This window comes from Albidovulum denitrificans, from assembly GCF_002973535.1.
Taxonomy (GTDB): Bacteria; Pseudomonadota; Alphaproteobacteria; order Rhodobacterales; family Rhodobacteraceae; genus Albidovulum; species Albidovulum denitrificans.
This window is the reverse complement of record NZ_PVEP01000016.1, coordinates 1-20771: the sequence shown is the minus strand read 5'-3', so window position 1 is coordinate 20771 and position 20771 is coordinate 1. Positions and strand designations below refer to the sequence as shown.

Below are 20771 nucleotides of genomic sequence, written 5' to 3'. Positions count from 1 at the left end.
TCCTCTCCCGGAGAGCGACAGCGCGTCTAGGGAGCCAATCCGAACAGACGCGGAATTGTGAGCGAAATTGCCGGGACGTAGGTGATGAGCAAGATGATGAGCAGATGCACGAGATAGTACGGCAGCATGTCCCGCACGATCGCCTCGACCCGTTCGCGGCTTACCGCCGAGGCGACGAACAAGATCAGGCCCATTGGAGGCGTGGCCAGCCCGATCGTCAGGTTCACACACATCAAGATCGCAAAATGCGTTGGATCGACGCCGAGCTTGATCGCGATCGGGGCAAGGATGGGTCCCAGGATCAGGATTGCGGGACCGGCATCAAGGAACATGCCGACGAACAGCAGGAACACGTTGATCAGGAACAGTACCAGATACGGATTCTCGGAAATTCCAAGGATACCGCTGGCCAATGCGGTCGGCAGCCCCGACAGCGTCACGACCCAGCCAAAGACATTGGCCATGCCAACGACCAGCAGGATCACCGATGATGACACGGCGGTGCGAAGCAACAGGTCGGGAAGCCGACGGAGCTTCAGGGTGCGGATGACGAAAAGGCTGATGACCAACGAATAGACAACGGCGGCGGCGGCGGCCTCGGTCGGGGTGAAGACCCCGCTGAGGATGCCACCCAGAATGATGAGAGGGGTCAGAAGCGGAAAGCCCGCTTGCCAGCCGGCGCGGCCGACTTCCGGCAAGGTCGCCCGCTGCCGCGCCTGGGGGTAGTTCCGCTTCTCGGCAAGAAACGCGGTCACGATCATCAGACCAAGCCCGGTCAAGATACCCGGCACCAGGCCGCCAAGGAACAGCGCACCGATCGAGACCTGCATCACATAGGCGTAGACGACCATGATGATGCTGGGCGGAATAATCGGGCCGATCACGGACGAGGCCGCCGTCACGGCGGCGGCAAAGCGCCGGGTGTATCCCTGCTTCTCCATCGCCGGGATAAGCATCGAGCCAAGCGCCGAAGTATCCGCGACCGCGGACCCCGACAGGCCGGCAAAGAAGATCGACGAGACGATATTCACATGCGCCAGACCGCCGCGCAGATGCCCGACAAGTGTATTCGCGAACCCGACGAGGCGTTGCGTGATTCCGCCGACATTCATGATCTCGCCAGCAAGGATGAACAGCGGGATGGCTAGAAGCGGGAATTGGTCGATGCCCGCATAAAGCCGCTGCGCAACAACTTTCAGGAAGGCAGGCTGGTCGGAAATCATGAATGCGATCAGCGGCACGATACCAAGCGCGAACACGATGGGCAGGCCAACCGCAATCAGGACGAGAAGCAGCCAAAGGAACTGGACGGGGACCATTTCACTCGCCTCCCACTTCGCGAAGCAGGTCTTCGTAGCGGTCCAGGAATGGATCGCGCTCACCCGTTCCGGGGGCGAGGAATTCCTGGATTTGTTCAAGGAACTGCTGAAGCGCAACCAGAAGGATTAGCGCCATTCCGACAGGCACCGAAACGAAGATCCAAAACAGCGGCACGCGGCCGATGGAAATCGCGACCTGCTTCCACCCGTTCCAGGCGAAGAGAAGACTGTAATAGCCCAGTACGACGCAAAACCAGATCACGATCGCCAGCAGAATGGCCATCAGCACCGCGCGACCACGCGGCGGAAAGAGATCGGGGAACATATCGATGGAGACATGATCGCCCATCCGCATGGCGATGGGCGCGCCGACGAAGACAAGCCAGACCATCAGGAACTTGGCCAACTCGTCGGACCAAGACAGCGAATTGTTGAGAACGTATCGCCAGAAGACACCGGCCGACACGACGCCGGTGATGGCAGCAACCAGAGCGATGGAAAGCACCCTGCAGATTTCCAGGAGCGCATTGTTAACGGCACTCAGGCCGCTTATCAGCAACGATATCGCTTTCATCGGGCATATCCTCCCGCCCAGATTTTCGCCATCTTGCCGGGCCCGTCCGGCCTACTCCTCGGCGATTTGGTTTTTCCTTCCGGGACGCACTCGCCCGCGCGTGTCAGCCAAGCCTGTCGAGATAGGAACTGACACCGGCCGGGGTCAGCGGCTTTGAGCGGATGTGATCAAAGCTTCCAGCCGGCAGCGACAGGCGATGACGTTCGGACGCGAAACGGACATCGACACGGCCGGGGTGGTACCATGCGGCCGCGTAGGTCGCGATCGACCCGCTGCCAAGATAGGCGGTGTGTTCAACCAGAAGCGCCGGGTCCCCCTCCCGGATACCCAGCACGGCGGCCGTGTCGGCAGGCGCGCGCACGGCAGACAAACGACCATCAGAGCCGAAAACCGGACCGGGCAATTGGGCCTCAAACATCATGTGCAGGGTATTGGCCAGCGGATCGAACCTGCTGGCATCGAAATCGCATCCGTCGATCTTCGCTGGCACAGCGTCCACGATTCTCTGGACCGGCACGCCATCCGCGCACATCACGCGATCCACCAGCCAGACCCCGTCGCCCTCGCTGACATCGAGAAGCTGCGCCAAGTTGGAATCTGCTGCGACGCGCGACACTGATACATTGATGCCGCTCGGCTTATGCCCGCTTTCCCGAATCAACGCCGCGCCACTTCGGATATGCGCGAGCGGAAGCAGGACCATCACGTTCTCGGCCCCGCGCGAATCGGGTTTTCGCACGATCGTGCCAACACCCCATTTCTTTTCGATCAAGCCATCCTGCCACAGGCGGCTGAACGCCTCGCGCAGCGTCGAGCGGCTTACCCCAAGGTTTCCAGCGAGTTGCGCCTCAGATGGCAGCCGATCTCCATCCTCGAAATCGGCCTCAATCAATTCCCGAAGCTGGGCTGTAACCCTGTCTGCACGGCTTGCTTCCATCTCTCCTACCTCGTATAGGTATTCAGACATCTGACGTCAGACCTCTGACGTCCGATGACTTAACATCGAATTCACCTGGTGCAAAGCGGATTCTCCGGCACGCTTGCAGCACACTTCAGGCCGGCGAGGGGCGACGCCCTATTCCGAGACCTTCCCGTCGCGGTTCCCGCGCACAGGTTTGGCCACCGGCAGAAGGACGTCATATAGACAGGAGGTTCGTTCGGCGTATGACCAGCGAGAAGCGACCAAACATCGTTTTCATCATCACCGATCAGCAGCGCGTCGATACGATCGCCGCGACGGGGCACCCCTGGATGGAAACGCCGAACATTGATCGGATGGTGCATGAGGGAACGAGCTTCAACGACATGTACGTCCCCTCCCCCGTGTGCAGCGCGTCGCGCGCTTCGCTCTTTTCGGGCGTCTATCCGCACAACAGCGGCGTACTGCGCAACGACGAGCCCTGGGTCTACACCTGGGTCGGGGAGCTTTCGAAAGCAGGCTATCACTGCGTGAATATTGGCAAGATGCACACCTACCCCGTCGAAGACCCCTTCGGCTTTGACGAACGTCATGTGACCGAGAACAAGGACCGCACCCATCCGACGGTACCCTTCTACCTCGACAACTGGGACAAGGCGTTTTTGACGGCCGGCGTCAGGAAGCCCGGCACCGACACCTATTGCCTGCGTGACGACTATAAACAAAGCCTTGGTGCGTTCGAGTGGGAACCACCCGAGGCCCTGCATTCGGATGTCTTCGTCCCGCAGTTTGCCTGCGCATGGCTCGACCGATGGGATGGCGACGCGCCCTTCTTCCTCCAGATCGGCATTCCGGGGCCGCACCCTCCCTATGACCCGCCCAAACGGTTGTTCGACCACTACCTTGCCAAGGACAATCTGCCCAAGCCGATCCGCGAGGATATCCCCAACCACATCAATCCGGTCCGGCTGCTTCGGGAACGGCACATGGCCTCGGTCCTCGACGCAATCGTGCATCTGGAAGATCCGAGCGACGAGCAAATGCACCGTCAGCGGGCGGCCTACTACGCCAATTGCGCCCTGATCGACGAGCAGGTCGGCGAGGTATTCAAGGCGCTGGAACGCCGTGGGGTCCTGGAAGAGACCATCGTCATCTTCACCTCGGATCACGGCGACTGTGTCAACGACCACGGCCTTTCGCAGAAGTGGTCAATGTACGAACAGGCGGTGAAGGTTCCGGCGATCATCTGGGGTCCGGCTTGGGTGCAGGCCGGAAAGACGGTTGACGGTCTCGTCTCTTTGATGGACTGGGCGCCGACGATCCTCGACCTTGCGGGCGCGCATACGCCGGCGTTCTTCGAGGCGATTTCGCTTCAGGGGCATTTTGACGGATCGGAGGGTACAGTCCGCAAGCAGGTCTATTCCGAGCTTGCCCGCGACGCGGTCGTCCACGCATCTGAATTCCAGATCATGCTGCGTGAGGGCGACTGGAAACTGGTCTATTACGTCGATCATGACGAGGGGCTTCTATTCGACCTTGCCGCCGACCCGCGGGAGGTGAACAACCTCTGGGATGTGCCCGAACATCGGGCGCTCAGGGACAGGTTGATTTCAGACATCCTAAAATGGCGTGTGCATAGCGCATTGAAGACACAGGGCTTTCCGATGCATACTGGCGGAACGACCTGACGACGAGTCCGCCGCCGCCCGCGGCGGCGGATCATTTCCTTCCTAGTGCAGCGCGCGCGTGTTCCCCCGCCATCCAGCCGAAAAGGACAAGGAATGCCGCAGGCTGCCCCATTCAGCATCATGGCCAAGCCCATCGGGCCGCGCTGCAACATCGACTGCAAGTATTGCTACTACCTCGAGAAGGAAAAGCTGTTCCCCGAAGAGAAGAAGTTCCGCATGTCGCATGACGTGCTTGAGAGCTATGTCCGGCAGACGATCGAATGTTCGCTTGAGGCCGGCCTGAACCAGGTGGGATTTGCCTGGCAAGGAGGTGAGCCGACGATGCTGGGCGTCGGCTATTTCGAAGAGATCGTCACCCTCCAGCAAAAATACGCTCCCCGGGACGTCAAGATTACCAACACGCTGCAGACGAACGGCACATTGCTGGATGATGATTGGGGGGCCTTCTTCGCAGCAAACGACTTCCTGATCGGACTCAGCATCGACGGCCCGAGAAAGATTCACGACCGCTACCGGGTAACGCGCTCTGACCGTCCGACCTTTGATTCCGTGATGCGCGGGCTTGATGTGCTGCGCAGGCATGGCGTTGCGCATAATGCCCTGACCACTGTCCACCATGGCAACGGCGGGAAGGGCAAGGAAGTCTACAGGTTCCTCAGGCGCCTCGGCATTGACTTCATGCAGTTCATACCGATCGTGGAACGCTCACCCGGCGTGGGTCTGGCCGGGGCACCTCAGGTGGATATGGCACCCGAAAATCTTGTCACGGCCTGGAGTGTCAGCCCGAAAGTCTACGGCAAGTTCCTCTGCGATGTCTTTGATACCTGGTTCAAGCACGACATTGGCAAGGTCTTTGTGCAGCACTTCGACGTGCAGCTTGGACTTTGGCTGGGCCATCCATCCTCTCTTTGCGTGTTCGCCGAAACCTGCGGCAATGCCCTGGCAATTGAACATGACGGCAGTCTTTTCTCCTGCGACCACTACGTCTACCCGGACTATCGGCTTGGCAAGATCACCGAGACGCCGATGCGCGAATTGCTCTGGACCGAGCGGCAGGTCGACTTCGGGCATGACAAAAAAACCAAGCTGACCAGTCAATGCCAGGAATGCCGCTTTCGCTTCGCCTGCAACGGAGGATGCCCGAAACACCGTTTTGCGACATCCCGAAGCGGTGAGGCCGGGCACAACTACTTCTGCGAGAGCTACACCATGTTCCTTCGGCATGCCGAAAGCAGGCTGGTCAAGATGGCCCGCCTTATCGCCTCGGGTCGACCAGCGGCAGAGGCGGTCCTCGTCGATGTTCATAGACAGACGGCTGGCAGCGCAGGCGACACTGGACGGCGCCCGTCAGAGCCAAAAAAGCCGGCCTTGCTGCGCTGACGCCGGCCTGTGCGACCCTCAATGACCTCAATGCGACCCGCTTAGCCTTCTCCCGAGCCATCCAAACAGCCGTCCATGAGAACGGCGGTGCAAAAGTCTGCCACGGAAGCGGCGGGATAGGCCTGCTGCGGGCGGTGTAAAAACCGGCCACTTTGCCCTTCTTGCGATCGCAGGGTACCCGGAATACGTCAAGGTCGCGGCGTAGGGGTCGGCAAGAAGCTTACTGTCGATGCACTCAAGGTGAAAAGTAACCGCCCGATTGAAGCCGCCTGCCTAGCGGCGGGTTTCCGAGCTAAGACACGTGCATAACGGCGTCGTTTGCGACGTGTCTTATAGGGGAGCGGCCATGCTGGGCGAAGTTCTGGGTGTCGAGCGTCGGCGGCGGTGGAGCGAGGAAGAGAAGCTCGAGATCCTTTTGGAGGTCAGCGCCGGCGGAGCCACCGTGACCCAGGTCGCACAGCGCCACGAGATCACGCGGTCGCAGATATACGGCTGGCGGCGGGATCTGAAGAAGAAGGGCCTATGGTCACCGGATCGCGGTGCCGTTTTCCTGCCGGTGGATTTTGCGACGTGCCCGGAACCGGCAGGCGCACCTGCGTCGTCGCGGCCTGTGCCGGTCGAGGTGCGGCTGAGCAACGGTCGCTGCCTGAGGTTCGACAGCGGCATCGACGGAGAGGCGCTGACCCGGCTGATCCGGGCCGTGGACGCGGCGTGATCGGGCCGGGCACGGGGGTCCGGGTCTACCTCGCCTGCGGTGCCACCGACATGAGGAAGGGCATCGCGGGGCTCTCGGCCATGGCCCAGGATGTCCTGCGCCAGAAGCCCGCAAGCGGGGCGGTGTTCGCATTCCGGGGGCGCCGAGGTGATCGTTTGAAGCTGCTTTACTGGGATGGGCAGGGCTTCTGCCTCTATTACAAGGTGCTCGAACGCGGTCGTTTTCCCTGGCCCAACACCGAGGCCGGGGTTGCGCGCCTGACCTCCGCACAGCTTGCCATGCTGTGGGAGGGGATCGACTGGCGGCGTCCGGACTGGGGCGCGCCGCCGGCGCGCGTGGGGTAGTTTATCCTGCTGAATCTTCTTGTTTTATTGGCCATTCCGGATGCCGCATGGTATCTGTCGGCATGTCCGAACAGGCCGACATTCTCACCGATGACCCCATCGCTCTGAAGGCGATGATCGCCACGCTTCAGGCCGAGAATGCACGCATGTCGGCCACGCTCCAGGCCAGGCCCCACAGGCCCGAGCGTGCATATTTGTACATCTTGAGGAACGTTTGCGGAACGGCTCAGGTGCTTGGTGCACGCAGGTACATAATGACGTTTTCGGCAGTGAACTTGTAGCTTCGGCCATCGGCGAGGCGTTCTGCGCTGACGGGGTATTTGGGCCGGTTCGGGTTGATGGCGGTGATACGGAAGGCCTCGCCTTGGGTTCTGAAGGTCCGGCCATAGTCGGTGGGCTGCAATCCGAAGCTGCTGGCGAGGGCTTCGAACAGGGCCTTGTCGGGAGAGAAGATCGCCCCATCGGCCATCGGGATGCCGACGCGGAACGCGATGCCGAATCCGTGGCGCAGGTCGATGTCGGACAATTCGCCGCCCTCGACGGTCAGCCCGTGGGTTTCGGCCACGGCCCGACAGGCTTTGAGAAGATCCCGGCGCAGGCGTTCGCAGAGCGCCGGGGTCAGGTTGCGTGGCGGCGGCACCTTGGTGGTGTCTGCCTGCGCCGGGGGTTTTGCGGTCGTGGGTGGCTTTTTCCTGCTGCTCTTTCTCACATCGAAGCCTTTGCCTTGTAAACGGAGCCACGCGAGATGCCCATGTCGCGGGCGATTTCCGTGGGGGACTGACCCGCGGCCAGTCTGGCCTGAACAGCGGCCATATTGATCCTGGGCGGCCGGCCACGATAGACGCCCCGGCGCTTGGCGGCGGCGATGCCTTCGGCCTGCCGCTCCTGGCGCAGGTTGGTCTCAAACTCGGCGAAGACACCGAGCATGTCGAAGAAGGCCTTGCCAGCGGCGGTGGACGTATCCACCGGTTGCTCGGTCGCGGCGAGATGTGCGCCCTTTTCCTTCAGTCGCGCGACGATGATCTGCAGATCGCGCATGGAGCGCGCCAGACGGTCGATGCGGGTGACCACCAGTGTCTCGCCGGGATGGATGAAGTCGAGGATGGTCTTCAATTCGGAGCGGTCTTCAAGACTGGCGCCACTCTTCTGTTCCCGGCGCACCATGCCGCAGCCGGCGTCCGTCAGCGCGGCGATCTGGGTGTCGAGGTTCTGATCCACCGTCGAGGCGCGGGCATAGCCGATCTTGGCGCTTGATCTGTTCATTTTGGGTGTGCCTATGACATGATCTGTTCATTATCGCGAACCGGGCCCAAAATAAACACCAAACTGGCCGTGTGCAGTGTTCATGCGCGCTGTCACCAAGAGTATACCCTAAATGTCGCCTCAAGCCGCCATGCGTTCGTAGTCAATCCGAGTGGACAGGTCGATGTCGTAGCGGCCATAGGGAGTGATGTGCGCGTAGATCAGCGGGGTCAGGCCGCGATAATCCTCAGGCGACAGTCGGTCCTGCCAGTTCGAGTCCGACAGGACCGACTGGACCATGCGCGTGTTCACATAGACCATCGACGCCTGGACCAGTTGCAGCGCCAGGGCGGAGATTTCCTGGTCGGCGATGCGGTTCGAGGCGATCTCACCGCCCTTGCCGAAGAACACGAACCCGTTCGCGCTGTTCCAGTTCTCGACGACGTTCAGGCCTTCGTGGATTTCCCGGCGAAGGGCTTCCGACCGCAGATAGCGGCACAGGAAGATCGTCTTGATGGCACGACCCAGTTCGGCCAGCGCTTTGTAGGTCGGGTGCATCACGTCGGTCCGGGCGAACCGGCGCAGGATCGCCTCGGGGTCGGCGGTGCCATGTTGCATGGCGGCGGCGTATTTGACCATCTCGTCATATTGCTGCTCGATCTCGGTCCAATCGCCCACATTCGACAAGATCGGCGCCAGGTTCGGCAGGCGCGCCCGCATGCCCGCGGCGGGAAGAACCAGCTTCTGGCGGGCAATCGCTTTCAGACGTGGTGCCAATTCGAACCCAAGCAGATGACAGAAGGCGAAGCCAACAGCGGTCTGGCCATGGCTATCGACGTACTGGCGCTGGATTTCCATGTCGGTGCAGTGGCGGAGTACCCCTTCGATCATGGCAGCCACTTCAGATGACGAGCAGCGTTTCAGCTGCGAATAGATACAGGTCGCCTGGCGCTCAACATGCCAGTAGATCATCACCCCACGACCGCCATAGCGCGCGTGCCATTCCGTCATCAGGTTGCGGTCCCAGGCGCCGAACTTGGTGGAATCCGAACCACAGGCCGTGCCTGCCTCACCCCACATCGCCGGATTGCGTACTGCCAGTGTCGCGTTGGCCACGCGTGCCGCGGCGGCACGCAGCGCGTTCGGGTCGATGTAGCGGCGGTGGGTGTGGAGCAGTTCGTCATAGCTGATGTCGCCGACGCCGGCGGCGACGCGTTTGATCCCGGCATTGGTTCCTGCGGCATAGAGCGCCAGCAGCAACCGCCGGTCCCGGTCTGCACGCGGCACGGCTTCGCGGCTGGCCGAGGTCTCGAAGCAGTCCAGAAATCCCGTGTCCAAGGCCGTTTCCTTGAGGACATCGAGCAGGCCCGTCATCGGCCAGACGCGTTCGACTTCGCGCTTGAGAGCACCCAGCCCCGGCGGCTCAGGTGCGGGTGCGAAGGGCGTGATCCTGATCCGGTTCTCTCCGGATGTTCGCAGCCGGACATGGTCATTTTCCGGCAGGGTCTGGTTCAAAAGGTGTAGTTCGCGCGTCAGATCATCACGCACCTGCGCGACAAACGCACCGGCATCCCAGGAGAGGCCAAGGCCCTGATAATAAGTGTCCCTCTGCACCTCGAAATCGGCAGGCAGGTCATCATCGGGGTTGCGGTAGCGGTCACCGCCATCGACCCAGATTTCCTTTGCGCGCACCCGCTCACGCAACTGCGCCAGGACGCAGAGTTCGAAGGTAATCACGTTCAGACGGCCGGACGCATCGATGACGCCCTCACGCCATTTGGCGGGAATGGACCCCTGAGGTGCCAGATCGGCAGGCACGACCCGTCGTCCATCCTTGCGCCACCGCCGGATCAAATCGAGCGCATCCAGGATCGGGCGCCAGCTTGCATTGTTCGATCGAAACCGCAGCGCGGCCAGAAGCGGCGGCACCATTCGACGGTAGTGGCTGGCATAGGAGCCGCGCATCACCGTTTGAATTCGTCGGTCCAGCGTACCCTTTGCGCGGTCCTCCTCAATCACGGCCTTCAGCCTGGCCACGCTCGCGACAGGATAAATGACCTCAAGCACCCGACCCTCGGGGTCGTCCACGGCGGCGATGGCCATATCGACCAGCAGGCGCTCCTTGCCATGGACCCGCTTGATGTCCCGCGCGATCGCCCCCACCACCCGGCGGCGCGATCGCGTTTGCATGCGATGGATGATCTCAAGCAGAAGGTCGATCAGTGCGTCGATCATTTCGGCTCGGCGGTGCATGAGATGGAGCGCAAAGAGACCCAGCCGGCGCGTGTCGCTGTGGCGGCGCATCTCGGCCGCAGTCTCAGCATCGACGCGGCGGGACAGGCGCTGAACCAAAGCGGGATCGACATTGGCCATGGTGTCGAACGGCAGACCGAGCGTGTTCACGAATGCCAATCGCGTTGCCGCCGCCAGGATGCTTTCCAGCGTGGCGGCACCCGCATCCGCTTTCAAGCTCAGAAACCCCGTCGCGCGTTTGGGATCAGCCAGGCTGACCTCCAGTTTCCCGCGTGTCTCACAGGACAAGCCAACAGCAATCTTCGCAAGCAGGGTTTCAACGGCGTCATGCCGAGCCCCGCGAACCAACCGCTCCATGATCTTGTTCGACGGCACGAAAAATCCCCGCGCCCGGCTCTTGCGATATCCAAGCTCGATCTGATCTTCGATCTTCCCGAAGGCTCCCCGAAAGATCTCAGCCAGTTCGTCTCGCAACGCATGGCGGTCCCGGTCAGTGGCACGCCGGATACCCAAATGCCGCAAGATTGCCGCCCGGTGCCTGCGCGAAGTGTCACTGTACCCTAATTAATCAGATTCTGCGGTTTCAGAGCGATTTGGGGCAAAGTTGTACCCTTAATTACAGTATTTCCACAGGTCGCGCTGCAGGACGACATTCAACGTTTTGCCTACCCCAGAATGATAATGCCCGTTTGCGCACCACAAGAGGCGGCTATGTTTTCCACAGTTTCGACCGTCTGGCAATTAAAGGTGCAGTATTGCAATAAACGGCACAATACGGAAATTAAGGGTACAGTTCGTCATTGAAATCGTTGGAAAATTTCAAGCCAGATTCTGATTAATTAGGGTACAGTGATACCTCCACTTCAAGGTCTGCTCGACCTTCGATTCCGCACCGGAGGTCGGCTCCATCGGCGCCGCCGCCTCGGACCTCATCGCCCGCTTCCGGCCGGGTGTCGTCGCGGTCATCGGCGGACAGCCGAGCCTCGGGCGTTACTGTGCCTTCGGTACGCTTTTTGCCAGGGGACCGGACGGCGCCGTTCACCGTATTGACCGCCACCCGATCATGCGCCGTCATCCGGTCACACCGATGACCGAGGCGGACGTGCGTATCCATCTTGCGGCGCAGGGGCTTGCCAATCTCGAGCTTGTCCCCTTCACGATGCTTGATGACACCGACGCCGTCGCCAAGGCGCTTCGCAAAGGTCCGGTCCTGTTCGACGTCACATCTGTGAACGACCATATCAAAATCGCGGCCGCGCTGCGCGCCACCAGCGGGCGGCAGCTTCTGATCGGCGCCAGTTCCGTCGCGGAAATCCTCACCGAAGGCTGCGGGGGTCCGGTCGAGGCACCTGCCCCCGCCATGCCCGCCTCAGACAACGTCCTTATCTTCGCAGGGAGTCGGTCCGCCACGACGCAGAAACAGGTCGAGGACGCTAGGTCGTATTGCAAGCTTCCCTTCGCGCCAGCGGCCCTTCGGTCAGACGCTCTCGTTTCTAGCGCCGCTGCATTGCTGCGGCAAGGGAAGCCGGTTCTGGTCCATCTATCACCCGAAGCGGATTACGGCCTGTCATCCGATGTGCTTGCGACAGCCTCAAGCGTGTTCGTGAAGCGTCTTCTGGATCGGGTAGAGGTCGGGTATTTGGGGCTTGCCGGGGGCGATACGTCCAGCCGGATCTGCGCGGAGCTGGGTTTTGCCTCGATCTCTTATCTCGAAAACATCGACCCTGGCGTCAGTCTTTGCATCGGGACTCATCCCGAAGCGCGCTTGAACAATATGCGGATCATCTTAAAAGGTGGCCAGATGGGCGGGCCAGACCTTTTCGAACGTTTTTTGCGGCGTTCGTCCATGTCAGGGCGATAAGCCTTTCATGCTCCGCCCCGGATCTTAAGATGTGACTGAGAACCGCGCCCGACGGCATCCGTGTGCGATATGTGGGCGGCCAACACCAAACGCTGACTGTTTGCATGATTGCCTGATTCAGGAAGACATCGTTGATGAACGCCCGCCCTTCGGTCGATGGAGCGGGTTTTCAATTGCCCAGGATCAGACTCCGGCTCCGGGTCTCGATGAACATCAGGATGCACACGGCGAGGCTTTCCCGAAGCTGGGGAACTGTCTGGTCTATCCTGTCCGGGCGGCAGACCCGATCGCGGGTCGCGATCCAGTGGCGCTGTGCCGCCAGAACGCCATCAGGGTCTTTCTGTCGCGCCAGGTTGAAAAGCGCCACCATCTGCCCATCCGCCTTTCCCAACGCCGGTTCGGCGCAGATGACCCCGCCCGCCGGATCGAGCGTTCCGTTGCAGTCGAAGCTCGGCGTCTCGATCTGCCGGATCTCGTCGGGATACATCCCGACAAGGTCATCCGCCTCGGTGAACGCAATCGGTTGGCGCCCGATCCAGCGTCCATCCGGCCCAAGCGCGATGTGCAGACTGACGGGCACGGGCGCCTCGGCGTCGAGGATAAGGTTGCCCAGGTATTCGCCCTTGGCTGCCGCGCTGTAGACGTTCGCATTGAATGCTTTCGCATACCAGCGGCCATCGTCGAAGCGGAAGACGCTGCATTGCGAGACGCCGAGACCCAGCGTGTTCGGCGCCGTGAAATAGAACGCCTCCGGGTCGGCCCCCGGTACGAGGCGGGGCGTGTCCATGAACGTCTCAAGCGACGGGAACCGCTGACCGTTGGTCCGGGGCGAGCCGAACTTCATCTCGCCGCCTTGCAAGTAAGGCTGGGTGGTGGTTTCGGTGATGACCTCGGGCGTCTGAAAGTCATCGGCATTTGGGCCGATAAGGAAGGATGTCCAATCCCCTGTCGCACGCTCCATCAGGTAATCGCAGGCCGCCCGAGCGTCGAGGTACCCGATCATCTGCGGGTAGACCACGCGCGATGTCAGGACGGTCGTCCCGGTTTCCATCGCGGCCTTGAAGCTGTCGATCAGCAGGAACCGTTCAGCAACCGGGCGCGTGTCGCCCTCGAAGCTCTCCCTGGTCAGCATGGCGAAAACGAAATCAGACGACAGCCCCCAACCCGCCATGCGCCCTGTGATCTCATTGATCGCTGCCTGCGCCTGACCGTAAAACTGCCGGGTGATCTGGGTCATCAACTTGTCGGTCAGCGGCGTACCTTCAGGCAACTGGATCGCCGAAGGAAGCTCGGAAAACGGGGCGTGGAAGCCGACGATCGCCTCGTCATGGACGTAGCGCAGGGGTTCTCCCCGGGTTCGTCTAACATAGACGATATGTCCGCCGAGGAACGCGATGGCGCAGGAGGACAGGCAGCGGTCGCCGGGGCCAACGAAGGTCGGCACCCCGAAACCCGTGATCACATCGGCCAGAGCCAGCCCCTCATAAAAGTCGCCGCCGTCGCTGTTCAAAGAAACGATCACGTTGTTGGACCAGTCGACATTCGGATCCGGAAGCTCTTTGCGCAGCAATACCTCAAGCTTCGCGGCATCGCCGGGGACGATCGTGCCTTCGATCCGGAAATGCGGCGCAGAGGAGAAATCGACAGGCGCCCCCTCTGCCCCGCTGTCACCAAAAACGGTGTCGGTGAAGGCCCGGACCAACGGCCCGGCGATCGGCCCGGCGCGGAACACATCGGCGGCACGGGCGGGAAGCGCCGCGCCAAGGAGGATCGCCACCAGCCCGATCACCCACCGCATCCCTGCCCTTTCGCGAAATCCAGGGACGCAGACCCAAGGGCGCGATTGCCCGTGGTGCGGCGAATATCCTCCAGAACGCCACCATAAAGGGTATGGAAGCTTTTTGTATAACCGCAGAAATAGACCTCGGTCGTGGCGCGGTGACAGCGCGGCGGCAGAAAGTGATCCTCGAACCAGGACCGCCCGCCGCCCGTGCCGGCACAGGTGACGATCAGGTCCAGCTGTGCCGCGACATCGGCAATGGCAAGCTGCACGTCGACTGGGTCGGCCTGTTCGTCGCCGGGCAGGATGTAATCGCCGACAAATTTGCGGATCGCCTGGTTGCGCGCCTCCTCTGCCGGAAGGCGGGCGAGGGCCGCGCGGAAAAGCTCCATCACCTCCGCCGGTATCCTGTACCAAAGCCGGTCCAGAAGCCGCCGCGCATCCCCGGGCCTGCCTTCGACAAACCCCGCCGCCTGCCCCATCGCGAGATCAACCCGGCGGTTATGATCGTCTATGCCCAGCAAGATGATCGCCCAGCCGCCCGCGACGATGAGCGCAATCGCCTGCATTGCGCTCCACAGCCCATTGCGCGCGTTGAGCCAGTCGAGAAATCCGCGCCCGGCTTCGGGCTCCGGCTCACTGGCAGAGGTCAAAGATCAGCTCCGCCACATCGACATCCTTTTCATCCGCGGTTCGGAAGGTGCGCTTCAGGCTTACGTCATCGAAACGGTTCTTCAGGCAATCGACCATTTCCGGTGTCACCAGTATCGCCGTGGCCTTGGCGTTCTGCGACAGCTTGGACAGCTGCGCATTCTCGGCCCGGTCTTCGGGGGTGAATTCGATGATGCTCGATCCTGCAATCGAGCTACCGGAATTCTGCGAGGTCCCCTTGGCGACCTCGGCGGGCGTAGGATTATAAAGCCCGTCCTCGCAGAAGCCCGGAAAGACCAGCGTGTACCCATCGACGAAAGCAAGGTAGTCATCGGCATGGTCGCGCAGGCATTCGGCCTGACGGTATAGGACCATGGGATTGTCCGCACGCATCTGTCCTGCCCACGCGGCGCAGACGACGAATATCAGCGAAGCCAATCTCGACATGACAAAGCCAGACCCAATCCCGGTCCCAGCTTACCCTTTATCTGCCCTGTGACAACCCGGCTGGTCCCCCGCCTCCCTTCAACCGTCCACCGGTCGGCGCATCCCGCCCAGGCGAGGCGGCGGCAAACCCGCCACCATCGCCGCAGCCCACCCCCCGCACGGAGGATGCCCGCCGACGGCCGAGGCTGTGTGGAAACTCTGGTCCATGTGCCGTCTTCGAAGGTGTCGGCGGGCAGCTGCGGTCCTGAGCCTTTCCAGGGAATGCGATGAGGCAGGCAGCCTCGGTCAGCCTGGGATTGCCGCCATCAGCGCCCGAATGCCGATCAGCGAGATCATCCGCTTGATGTTGTAGGCCAGAACGTTCAGCGCCATTTCCGTGCCGACGTTCCTCAGCCGCCGTGTCAAGAAGTGGGTCGTCCCCATCCAAGCCTTAATCGTGCCAAAAGGATGCTCGACCGTGCAGCGCCTCAAGGTCATCGGATCGGAATCACGGCCCAGGCGCCCACGCATCTCGTCGATCAGGTGCTCATGTTCCCAACGGGTGATGCGGCGCTCCTTGCCGCTGGTGCAGCGGTGCCGGACCGGACAATTCTGACACTCGTTGGTCCAGTAGCGGCCGACCTGCAGGCCGCCTTCCTCCCGCGTGTAGCGGTAAGTCAGGTCGCTCCCGGCGGGGCAGCGGTAGACATCCCGCTCCGGGTCGTAGAGGAAGTCGGCCTTCACGAACATGCCCTTGCCGCGGTTGCCGGAGGTTTCGGGGCGCGGCACTGTCACGGTGATGCCGGCTTTGTCACAGGCAAGGATCTCGGCGCCGCTGAAGTAGCCCTTGTCGGCGATGGCATGCAGCTTCTCGCACCCCAGCACCGCCTTGGCCGCGGCCGCCATCGGGCTCAGCTGCTCGCGATCGAAGCCCTGATTGGTAACCTCGTGGGCCACGATCAGGTGGGTCTCGGTGTCGACCGCACTCTGGACATTGTAGCCAACCAGCCCGCTGATCCGGGCGCTGGTCGCCATGGCGCGGGCATCGGGATCGGTCAAGGAAATCTGTCCGTCGGGCGCATCGGCCAAGGCCTCGTCCATCGCCTTGAGGTGCGCGATCTCCTGCCGGATGCGTCCGTATCGGCTGGCGAGGTGTGCGACCTTCTCGGTCCGTGCCTCGCCCTCCTCCTGACGGTCGATGCGGACCATCTCCTGGATGTATCGTTCGACATCGGCCTCCAGATGGGCCAGGCGGCTGGCGATCTTGCCCTTGGTAAAGTTGCGGTCGCGGTTGTTCACCGCCTTGAATTTGCTGCCGTCCATGGCGACGCAATTGCCCTTCAGTACCCCGATCCGACGGCACAGCTCCACGAACTGCGCGCAGGTCTTGCGGATGCCCGCGCCGTTGTCGCGCCGGAAGTCGGCGATGGTCTTGTGGTCCGGCACCAGCTTGCCGGTCAGCCACATGACCTCGACGTTGCGCCCTGCCTCGCGCTCCAGCCTGCGGCTTGACGGGATGCGGTTCAGGTAGCCGTAGATGAACAGCTTGAGCAGCGCCGCGGGGCGGTAGCCGGGCCGCCCCGTCCGCGCGGGGGCCGAACGGGCGAACCCAAGACGTTGCAGATCGAGCTCTTCGACGAAGAAATCGACGACGCGAACGAGGCTGTCCTCACCGATCCAGTCGTCCAGCCGTTCAGGGAAAAGCACCGACTGGCCACGATCAACGCCCTCGATGAAACCCGCCATGCCCGCCTCCGCCTGACCTCCGAAAGTCTAACACAGAGAGCAGTTTCCACACAGCCTCGGCCCAGACCTGCCACGTGATTCTTCACTGGAGCCGCTCCATGGGAATTGCCTAGCGCCAGTCCACCGCCGTCCAGAGCGAGCTGAGCGGCAGGGCGAAGTTGCCCTCTCCCATGGTCAGTTTTTCCTGCCCGAGATAAAACACGATCCCCACGGTGCTGCGCCCTTTACCCGGTCCATCGTTGGCGAACCATTTCAGGTGTTTGAAATCATCGGCGGCAACCGTGGTCGCTGCCTTGACTTCGATCAGGGCCAGCCGATGGCCGCCATCGATCAGAATATCGATCTCTCGACGGTCCGCGCTGCGCCAATGATAGAGGCGGTAGTCTTCGTCCTGCATCGGCAAAGCACGCTGCAACTCGCCGACAACGAAGCTCTCCAAAAGCCCACCCAAGGCTTCGGGACTATTGCCGATATCGAATGATCGGTCATTCAGTCGGCGAAGTGCACTGGCAATTCCGGTATCCACGAAGTGGAACTTCGGTTGCTTGATGTCCCGTTTGCTCTCCCCCGGCATCCACGCGCTCAGCTTTGTCACCAATGAAAGCCGCATGAGAATGTCGAGGTACTGATCAACGGTCTCGCGCTTGAGCTTTGCCAGTTTTGCCAGCTCGGATGTGTTGATCTCCTGTGCGGTCCGCGCCGCCATCTGATCGATCAGAAACCGAAGGGCATCAGGCTTTCGAACCGGCATGACGTCAGCTACGTCGCGATCTACTACCGCATCGATGTAGTCGCGATATTGCCGCTGCCGGGATCGGAGTGGCAGCGCGCGGATTTCGGGGTATCCGCCCATGAGGATCAGATCGACATAGTTTTTGCGCCCCAGATGCGCAGGGTCCGAGATCTGCGGCAGCTTCGGGGCCGATTGCATCGCCCAATCGATCAGTCGGCTGGCTGGCACCCGATTGACCTCTGCACTCGTCAGGGGCCAGAGTTTGAGCGTCTGCATCCGGCCTGCCAGCGAGTCGGCGACCTCCGCCGTTGTGAAAACGTTGGATGAGCCCGTGAGGACAAACTGCCCTTTCCGGCGATTGCGATCGACGATTTTCTTGATGGCGAGGGCAAGCTTCGGAGACCTTTGAGCCTCGTCGATGATAATCGGTGCATCGGACAGCTCTTCCGAAAGGCTTGTCAGCTGGCCTTCGGGATCAGCCTCCATAGCCGCCAGGATCGCCGCATCGTCCAGCGTGATGAAACGACCTTGCTTAAACAGATCACGAACAAGGGTCGTCTTGCCAACCTGGCGTGGTCCGACAAGGTTGACAACGCGTGCAGTTGCTAAGGCTTCCTGAAGTTCAAGCGTCAGGTGTCGTGGAAGGTATTCGTCGATATCAGTCATTTCACGAAATGCGTATCAGACGTATCACGAGATGTCCATTATAACTTTCACGATATGCACTATAGGAGCCCCACTAAACACCCACCTCCCTGATCACGCAACTCCGACCCCCACATCCACCAGCTGCTCCCGGTCCGGCAGATCGCGCAGGCTCTCCAAGCCAAATGCGACCAGGAACTGCTCAGTGGTGACGAAGGTATAAGGCGCCCCGCGTCGAGGCAACCGAGGCCCGGTCCCGATTAGACCATGCGCATGCAGCCGACCGATCAGGTCACGGCTGATCTCCTTGCCGAAGATGTCCTTGAGCCCGTCGCGGGTGATCGGCTGATGGTAAGCGATGGCCGCCAGGACCGCGACGTCGAACTCGCTCAGGTCCAGCAGTTGGTCCCCGACATCTGCCACTGCGCGGATCGCGGGCGCGTAGACGGCCCGCGTCCGGAACATCCAGCCGCCGGCGACCTGCGCGATCTCGAAGGCCCGCCCCTCCAGATCGGCGGCGAGGTCCTCGACCAGCAGATCGACCGACACCCCCTGCCCCACTGCGCGGGCGAGATCTTCGCGCGGCACCGGTGCGGCAGAGGCGAAGAGGACTGCCTCGATCCGGCGCATCCATTCCCGCCAGCGCAACTCTGGCGGCAGGTCGGGCAGCTCGCGATCCAAGTCAGGGTCAGAGCGATCCTTCGCCGACTTTGGTGGTCGCATGTCCGAACTTTGAGCCCGGTTCCCACTTTCGCTGGACATGCTCATTGCTACACCCCGTAAAGCCGAAACGTGTCGCGCCCGGTCAGCTCGCGCACCGCGCCGAGATCGACCAGCCGGTCACAGAGCCGCCGCGCGGCGCGATCCGGCAAAGGCAGCGCCGAGGGAGCAACAGCATCCCGCGTCAGAAACATCGCCACCGCGTCGCTGGCCCCCTTGGCCCGCAGCTTGGGCGCGACCGCCTTCAGGTGTGCCGCCCGACGCGCGAGGTCGGCGGCCTGCCGCACGGCCTCGACTGCCGACGAGACGAGTGCGCGATGACAAGCGAGCCGCAGGTCATCGCCGCGCTCGCGCAGATCGGCCCGCTTCAGGCCCGCCGCCATGAGCGGCACGAGGTGATCCCAACCGAGCGCCCGCGCCAGGGCCGCGCCCGCGAGGATCAGGGCCGCGACCTCGAGACGCGGCGCCGCGCCGAGAGCAGCCTCCATCACCATCGCGGCACGCGCGACTGGTGCTCCCTGCCCCGCGTCGAGCCATGCGGCGATCGGGCCCGGCTCGAGGCTCGGCAAGGCCCGGCCCAGAGCCTTGATCGACACCGGCCGCTCGACCGCGTGCCGCCAGGCCAGGTAGGTTTCACCGGCCGGGCCGGGCAGATCGCCGGGGCGCAGCAGATGCACCGCGTCGCGCAGCTCCCCGGCCCGTTCTGGACGTCCGGAAAACGCGACACAAGCCTCCGCCTCGCGCAACGCGAGCCGGTCCCGCAACAAGGCTTGGGGCACGTCCGCGCGTTCCAACACCAGATGCAGATGGCTCAGCGCGGCGCCCGACAAAAACGCGACATCCTCAAGGGTTTCAGCGCGTGCAGAGGTGACCCAGGCGGGCATCCGGGGTAGCGTATCGAGGTCGCTGATGTGATCCGGCAGGGCAAATGTCATGCCCCAAACCTATATCACCGCGGCGCTTTCGTCCACAATATGCTGTGCAAACCGCCCCGCTTTGCGGCTCTAACTCATGTCCAATAAGTTTGCCATCTGACGTAACCTTCGTGAGGCATAACACATCAGCCACGCGCGACAGATGCAATGCCATAGACAGCGTTTGGTCCACGCAGACATGATCCCTCATCCTTGATGCGTGAAGCCTCATTCATCATATTGATATTACTACATTTTACTCAATTGAGGGCGGATTTCCCCGCCCCCCGGAAGGCTCAAATCACTCCGCCGCCATCATCGATGCCTCATCACCCGGCAGGTCCGTTGTAAGGAAGGCGGGCAGGTCCACATCTTCGGCCTGTTCGGTGTCGGAAACACCTTCTGACGCCCCCTGCCCTTCCACACCTTCGAGTGCTGCCAGATCGGGACCGCGAAGAACCTCCGGCAACCAGCCGCAGCCTTTCAGCAGACGCTAGGCTTCGATCGCCATCTCGCCCTTCTTTGGACTTGCCCTGAAAAAGTGGAGAGCACCAACTGAGGAACCAGGAGGTGTTCTATGGGAAACGGAAGCAGACCGACGCCGGAGTTCCGGCGTGAAGCGGTTCGGTTGGCGCTGACCAGCGGCCGGACACGGCGCGAGATCGCGGAAGATCTGGGGATTGGGCTTTCGACGCTGACGCGATGGCTCAGTCGCGAACGGGATACCGGTGAGCCGGTTGAGGCATCGGTCGATCTGCATGCCGAGTTGAAGCGGTTGCGACGCGAGAACGCTGTTCTGAAGCAGGAGCGCGACATTCTAAAAAAGGCCGCCGCCTTCTTCGCGAAAGACGCAAGTCGATG

At 61.9% G+C, this 20771-nt stretch carries 18 protein-coding genes and 2 pseudogenes; 6 read left to right on the top strand and 14 right to left on the bottom strand.

All coding sequences use genetic code 11. The features are described 5' to 3' along the window. Positions 1 to 26: 26 nt before the first annotated feature. The 3 genes from LX70_RS20075 to LX70_RS20065 form a co-directional block, all read right to left on the bottom strand. Positions 27 to 1319 carry a TRAP transporter large permease gene (locus LX70_RS20075; protein ID WP_105516576.1) on the bottom strand — a complete coding sequence of 431 codons (1293 nt, stop codon included), beginning with the start codon at positions 1317 to 1319 and terminating at the stop codon, positions 27 to 29. A 1-nt stretch (position 1320) separates the two neighbouring features. Continuing rightward, positions 1321 to 1893 (bottom strand): TRAP transporter small permease, encoded by a 573-nt coding sequence (locus tag LX70_RS20070; RefSeq protein ID WP_105516575.1) that lies wholly within the window; start codon positions 1891 to 1893, stop codon positions 1321 to 1323. Between the two features lie 103 nt (positions 1894 to 1996). Continuing rightward, on the bottom strand, positions 1997 to 2830 hold the full coding sequence (locus LX70_RS20065; RefSeq protein WP_170076266.1) for a GntR family transcriptional regulator: 834 nt from the start codon (positions 2828 to 2830) through the stop codon (positions 1997 to 1999). A gap of 227 nt (positions 2831 to 3057) precedes the next feature. On the opposite strand from LX70_RS20065, the gene LX70_RS20060 reads away from it, so the two are divergent. From LX70_RS20060 to tnpB, 4 genes are all read left to right on the top strand, one after another. Next, positions 3058 to 4500, top strand: a complete 1443-nt coding sequence (locus tag LX70_RS20060; RefSeq protein ID WP_105516573.1) for a sulfatase family protein — start codon at positions 3058 to 3060, stop codon at positions 4498 to 4500. A 93-nt stretch (positions 4501 to 4593) separates the two neighbouring features. Further along, positions 4594 to 5880 carry an anaerobic sulfatase maturase gene (locus LX70_RS20055; protein ID WP_105516572.1) on the top strand — a complete coding sequence of 429 codons (1287 nt, stop codon included), beginning with the start codon at positions 4594 to 4596 and terminating at the stop codon, positions 5878 to 5880. A 346-nt stretch (positions 5881 to 6226) separates the two neighbouring features. Beyond that, complete coding sequence (gene tnpA, locus LX70_RS20995; protein ID WP_105516582.1) at positions 6227 to 6595, top strand: IS66-like element accessory protein TnpA; 369 nt, start codon at positions 6227 to 6229, stop codon at positions 6593 to 6595. Continuing rightward, positions 6592 to 6939: an IS66 family insertion sequence element accessory protein TnpB gene (tnpB, locus tag LX70_RS20990; RefSeq protein WP_218153130.1), complete on the top strand. Its 348-nt coding sequence runs from the start codon at positions 6592 to 6594 to the stop codon at positions 6937 to 6939. Before tnpA ends, tnpB begins: the two co-directional genes overlap by 4 nt. A gap of 226 nt (positions 6940 to 7165) precedes the next feature. Here the strand turns inward: tnpB and LX70_RS20035 are convergent, their stop codons facing one another. The 3 genes and pseudogenes from LX70_RS20035 to LX70_RS20025 all read right to left on the bottom strand — a co-directional run. Then, positions 7166 to 7648, bottom strand: a complete 483-nt coding sequence (locus LX70_RS20035) for a hypothetical protein (RefSeq protein WP_245885154.1) — start codon at positions 7646 to 7648, stop codon at positions 7166 to 7168. Then, on the bottom strand, positions 7645 to 8202 hold the full coding sequence (locus tag LX70_RS20030; RefSeq protein WP_105516570.1) for a recombinase family protein: 558 nt from the start codon (positions 8200 to 8202) through the stop codon (positions 7645 to 7647). The genes LX70_RS20035 and LX70_RS20030 overlap by 4 nt, the downstream gene beginning before the upstream one ends. Before the next feature lie 120 nt (positions 8203 to 8322). Next, positions 8323 to 10974 (bottom strand): annotated as a pseudogene (locus tag LX70_RS20025) (Tn3 family transposase); the annotation flags it as partial. A 367-nt stretch (positions 10975 to 11341) separates the two neighbouring features. On the opposite strand from LX70_RS20025, the gene LX70_RS21160 reads away from it, so the two are divergent. Next, positions 11342 to 12295, top strand: coding sequence for a four-carbon acid sugar kinase family protein (locus LX70_RS21160; RefSeq protein WP_245885157.1), 954 nt, complete (start codon positions 11342 to 11344; stop codon positions 12293 to 12295). Positions 12296 to 12464: 169 nt separating this feature from the next. On the opposite strand, the gene LX70_RS20015 is transcribed toward LX70_RS21160, so the two are convergent. From LX70_RS20015 to LX70_RS19980, 8 genes and pseudogenes are all read right to left on the bottom strand, one after another. After that, positions 12465 to 14093 (bottom strand): hypothetical protein, encoded by a 1629-nt coding sequence (locus tag LX70_RS20015; RefSeq protein WP_105516569.1) that lies wholly within the window; start codon positions 14091 to 14093, stop codon positions 12465 to 12467. Continuing rightward, positions 14081 to 14728: a hypothetical protein gene (locus LX70_RS20010; protein WP_146111682.1), complete on the bottom strand. Its 648-nt coding sequence runs from the start codon at positions 14726 to 14728 to the stop codon at positions 14081 to 14083. Before LX70_RS20010 ends, LX70_RS20015 begins: the two co-directional genes overlap by 13 nt. Next, on the bottom strand, positions 14712 to 15101 hold the full coding sequence (locus LX70_RS20005; RefSeq protein WP_146111681.1) for a hypothetical protein: 390 nt from the start codon (positions 15099 to 15101) through the stop codon (positions 14712 to 14714). Before LX70_RS20005 ends, LX70_RS20010 begins: the two co-directional genes overlap by 17 nt. 357 nt (positions 15102 to 15458) lie before the next feature. Continuing rightward, on the bottom strand, positions 15459 to 16898 hold the full coding sequence (locus LX70_RS20000; RefSeq protein ID WP_105516566.1) for an IS1182 family transposase: 1440 nt from the start codon (positions 16896 to 16898) through the stop codon (positions 15459 to 15461). A 109-nt stretch (positions 16899 to 17007) separates the two neighbouring features. Then, on the bottom strand, positions 17008 to 18297 hold the full coding sequence (locus LX70_RS19995; RefSeq protein WP_105516565.1) for an ATP-binding protein: 1290 nt from the start codon (positions 18295 to 18297) through the stop codon (positions 17008 to 17010). Between the two features lie 93 nt (positions 18298 to 18390). Further along, positions 18391 to 18999 (bottom strand): SMC-Scp complex subunit ScpB, encoded by a 609-nt coding sequence (gene scpB, locus LX70_RS19990; protein ID WP_105516580.1) that lies wholly within the window; start codon positions 18997 to 18999, stop codon positions 18391 to 18393. A 47-nt stretch (positions 19000 to 19046) separates the two neighbouring features. Further along, positions 19047 to 19931, bottom strand: coding sequence for a DUF1403 family protein (locus LX70_RS19985; RefSeq protein ID WP_105516564.1), 885 nt, complete (start codon positions 19929 to 19931; stop codon positions 19047 to 19049). Positions 19932 to 20211: 280 nt separating this feature from the next. Further along, a pseudogene (locus tag LX70_RS19980) lies at positions 20212 to 20433 on the bottom strand (DNA-binding protein); the annotation flags it as partial. A gap of 54 nt (positions 20434 to 20487) precedes the next feature. Between LX70_RS19980 and LX70_RS19975 the strand changes: the two are divergent. Then, the coding region (locus LX70_RS19975) for a transposase (RefSeq protein WP_146111683.1) at positions 20488 to 20771 on the top strand (284 nt) is incomplete at its 3' end.

Excerpts from the sequence above, each read along its gene's own strand:
- LX70_RS20075 (WP_105516576.1), bottom strand. The coding sequence starts at position 1,319 with ATGGTCCCCGTCCAGTTCCTTTGGCTGCTTCTCGTCCTGATTGCGGTT.
- LX70_RS20070 (WP_105516575.1), bottom strand. The coding sequence starts at position 1,893 with ATGAAAGCGATATCGTTGCTGATAAGCGGCCTGAGTGCCGTTAACAAT.
- LX70_RS20065 (WP_170076266.1), bottom strand. The coding sequence starts at position 2,830 with ATGGAAGCAAGCCGTGCAGACAGGGTTACAGCCCAGCTTCGGGAATTG.
- LX70_RS20060 (WP_105516573.1), top strand. The coding sequence starts at position 3,058 with ATGACCAGCGAGAAGCGACCAAACATCGTTTTCATCATCACCGATCAG.
- LX70_RS20055 (WP_105516572.1), top strand. The coding sequence starts at position 4,594 with ATGCCGCAGGCTGCCCCATTCAGCATCATGGCCAAGCCCATCGGGCCG.
- tnpA (WP_105516582.1), top strand. The coding sequence starts at position 6,227 with ATGCTGGGCGAAGTTCTGGGTGTCGAGCGTCGGCGGCGGTGGAGCGAG.
- LX70_RS20030 (WP_105516570.1), bottom strand. The coding sequence starts at position 8,202 with ATGAACAGATCAAGCGCCAAGATCGGCTATGCCCGCGCCTCGACGGTG.
- LX70_RS20015 (WP_105516569.1), bottom strand. The coding sequence starts at position 14,093 with ATGCGGTGGGTGATCGGGCTGGTGGCGATCCTCCTTGGCGCGGCGCTT.
- LX70_RS20005 (WP_146111681.1), bottom strand. The coding sequence starts at position 15,101 with ATGGTCCTATACCGTCAGGCCGAATGCCTGCGCGACCATGCCGATGAC.
- LX70_RS20000 (WP_105516566.1), bottom strand. The coding sequence starts at position 16,898 with ATGGCGGGTTTCATCGAGGGCGTTGATCGTGGCCAGTCGGTGCTTTTC.
- LX70_RS19995 (WP_105516565.1), bottom strand. The coding sequence starts at position 18,297 with ATGACTGATATCGACGAATACCTTCCACGACACCTGACGCTTGAACTT.
- scpB (WP_105516580.1), bottom strand. The coding sequence starts at position 18,999 with ATGCGACCACCAAAGTCGGCGAAGGATCGCTCTGACCCTGACTTGGAT.
- LX70_RS19985 (WP_105516564.1), bottom strand. The coding sequence starts at position 19,931 with ATGACATTTGCCCTGCCGGATCACATCAGCGACCTCGATACGCTACCC.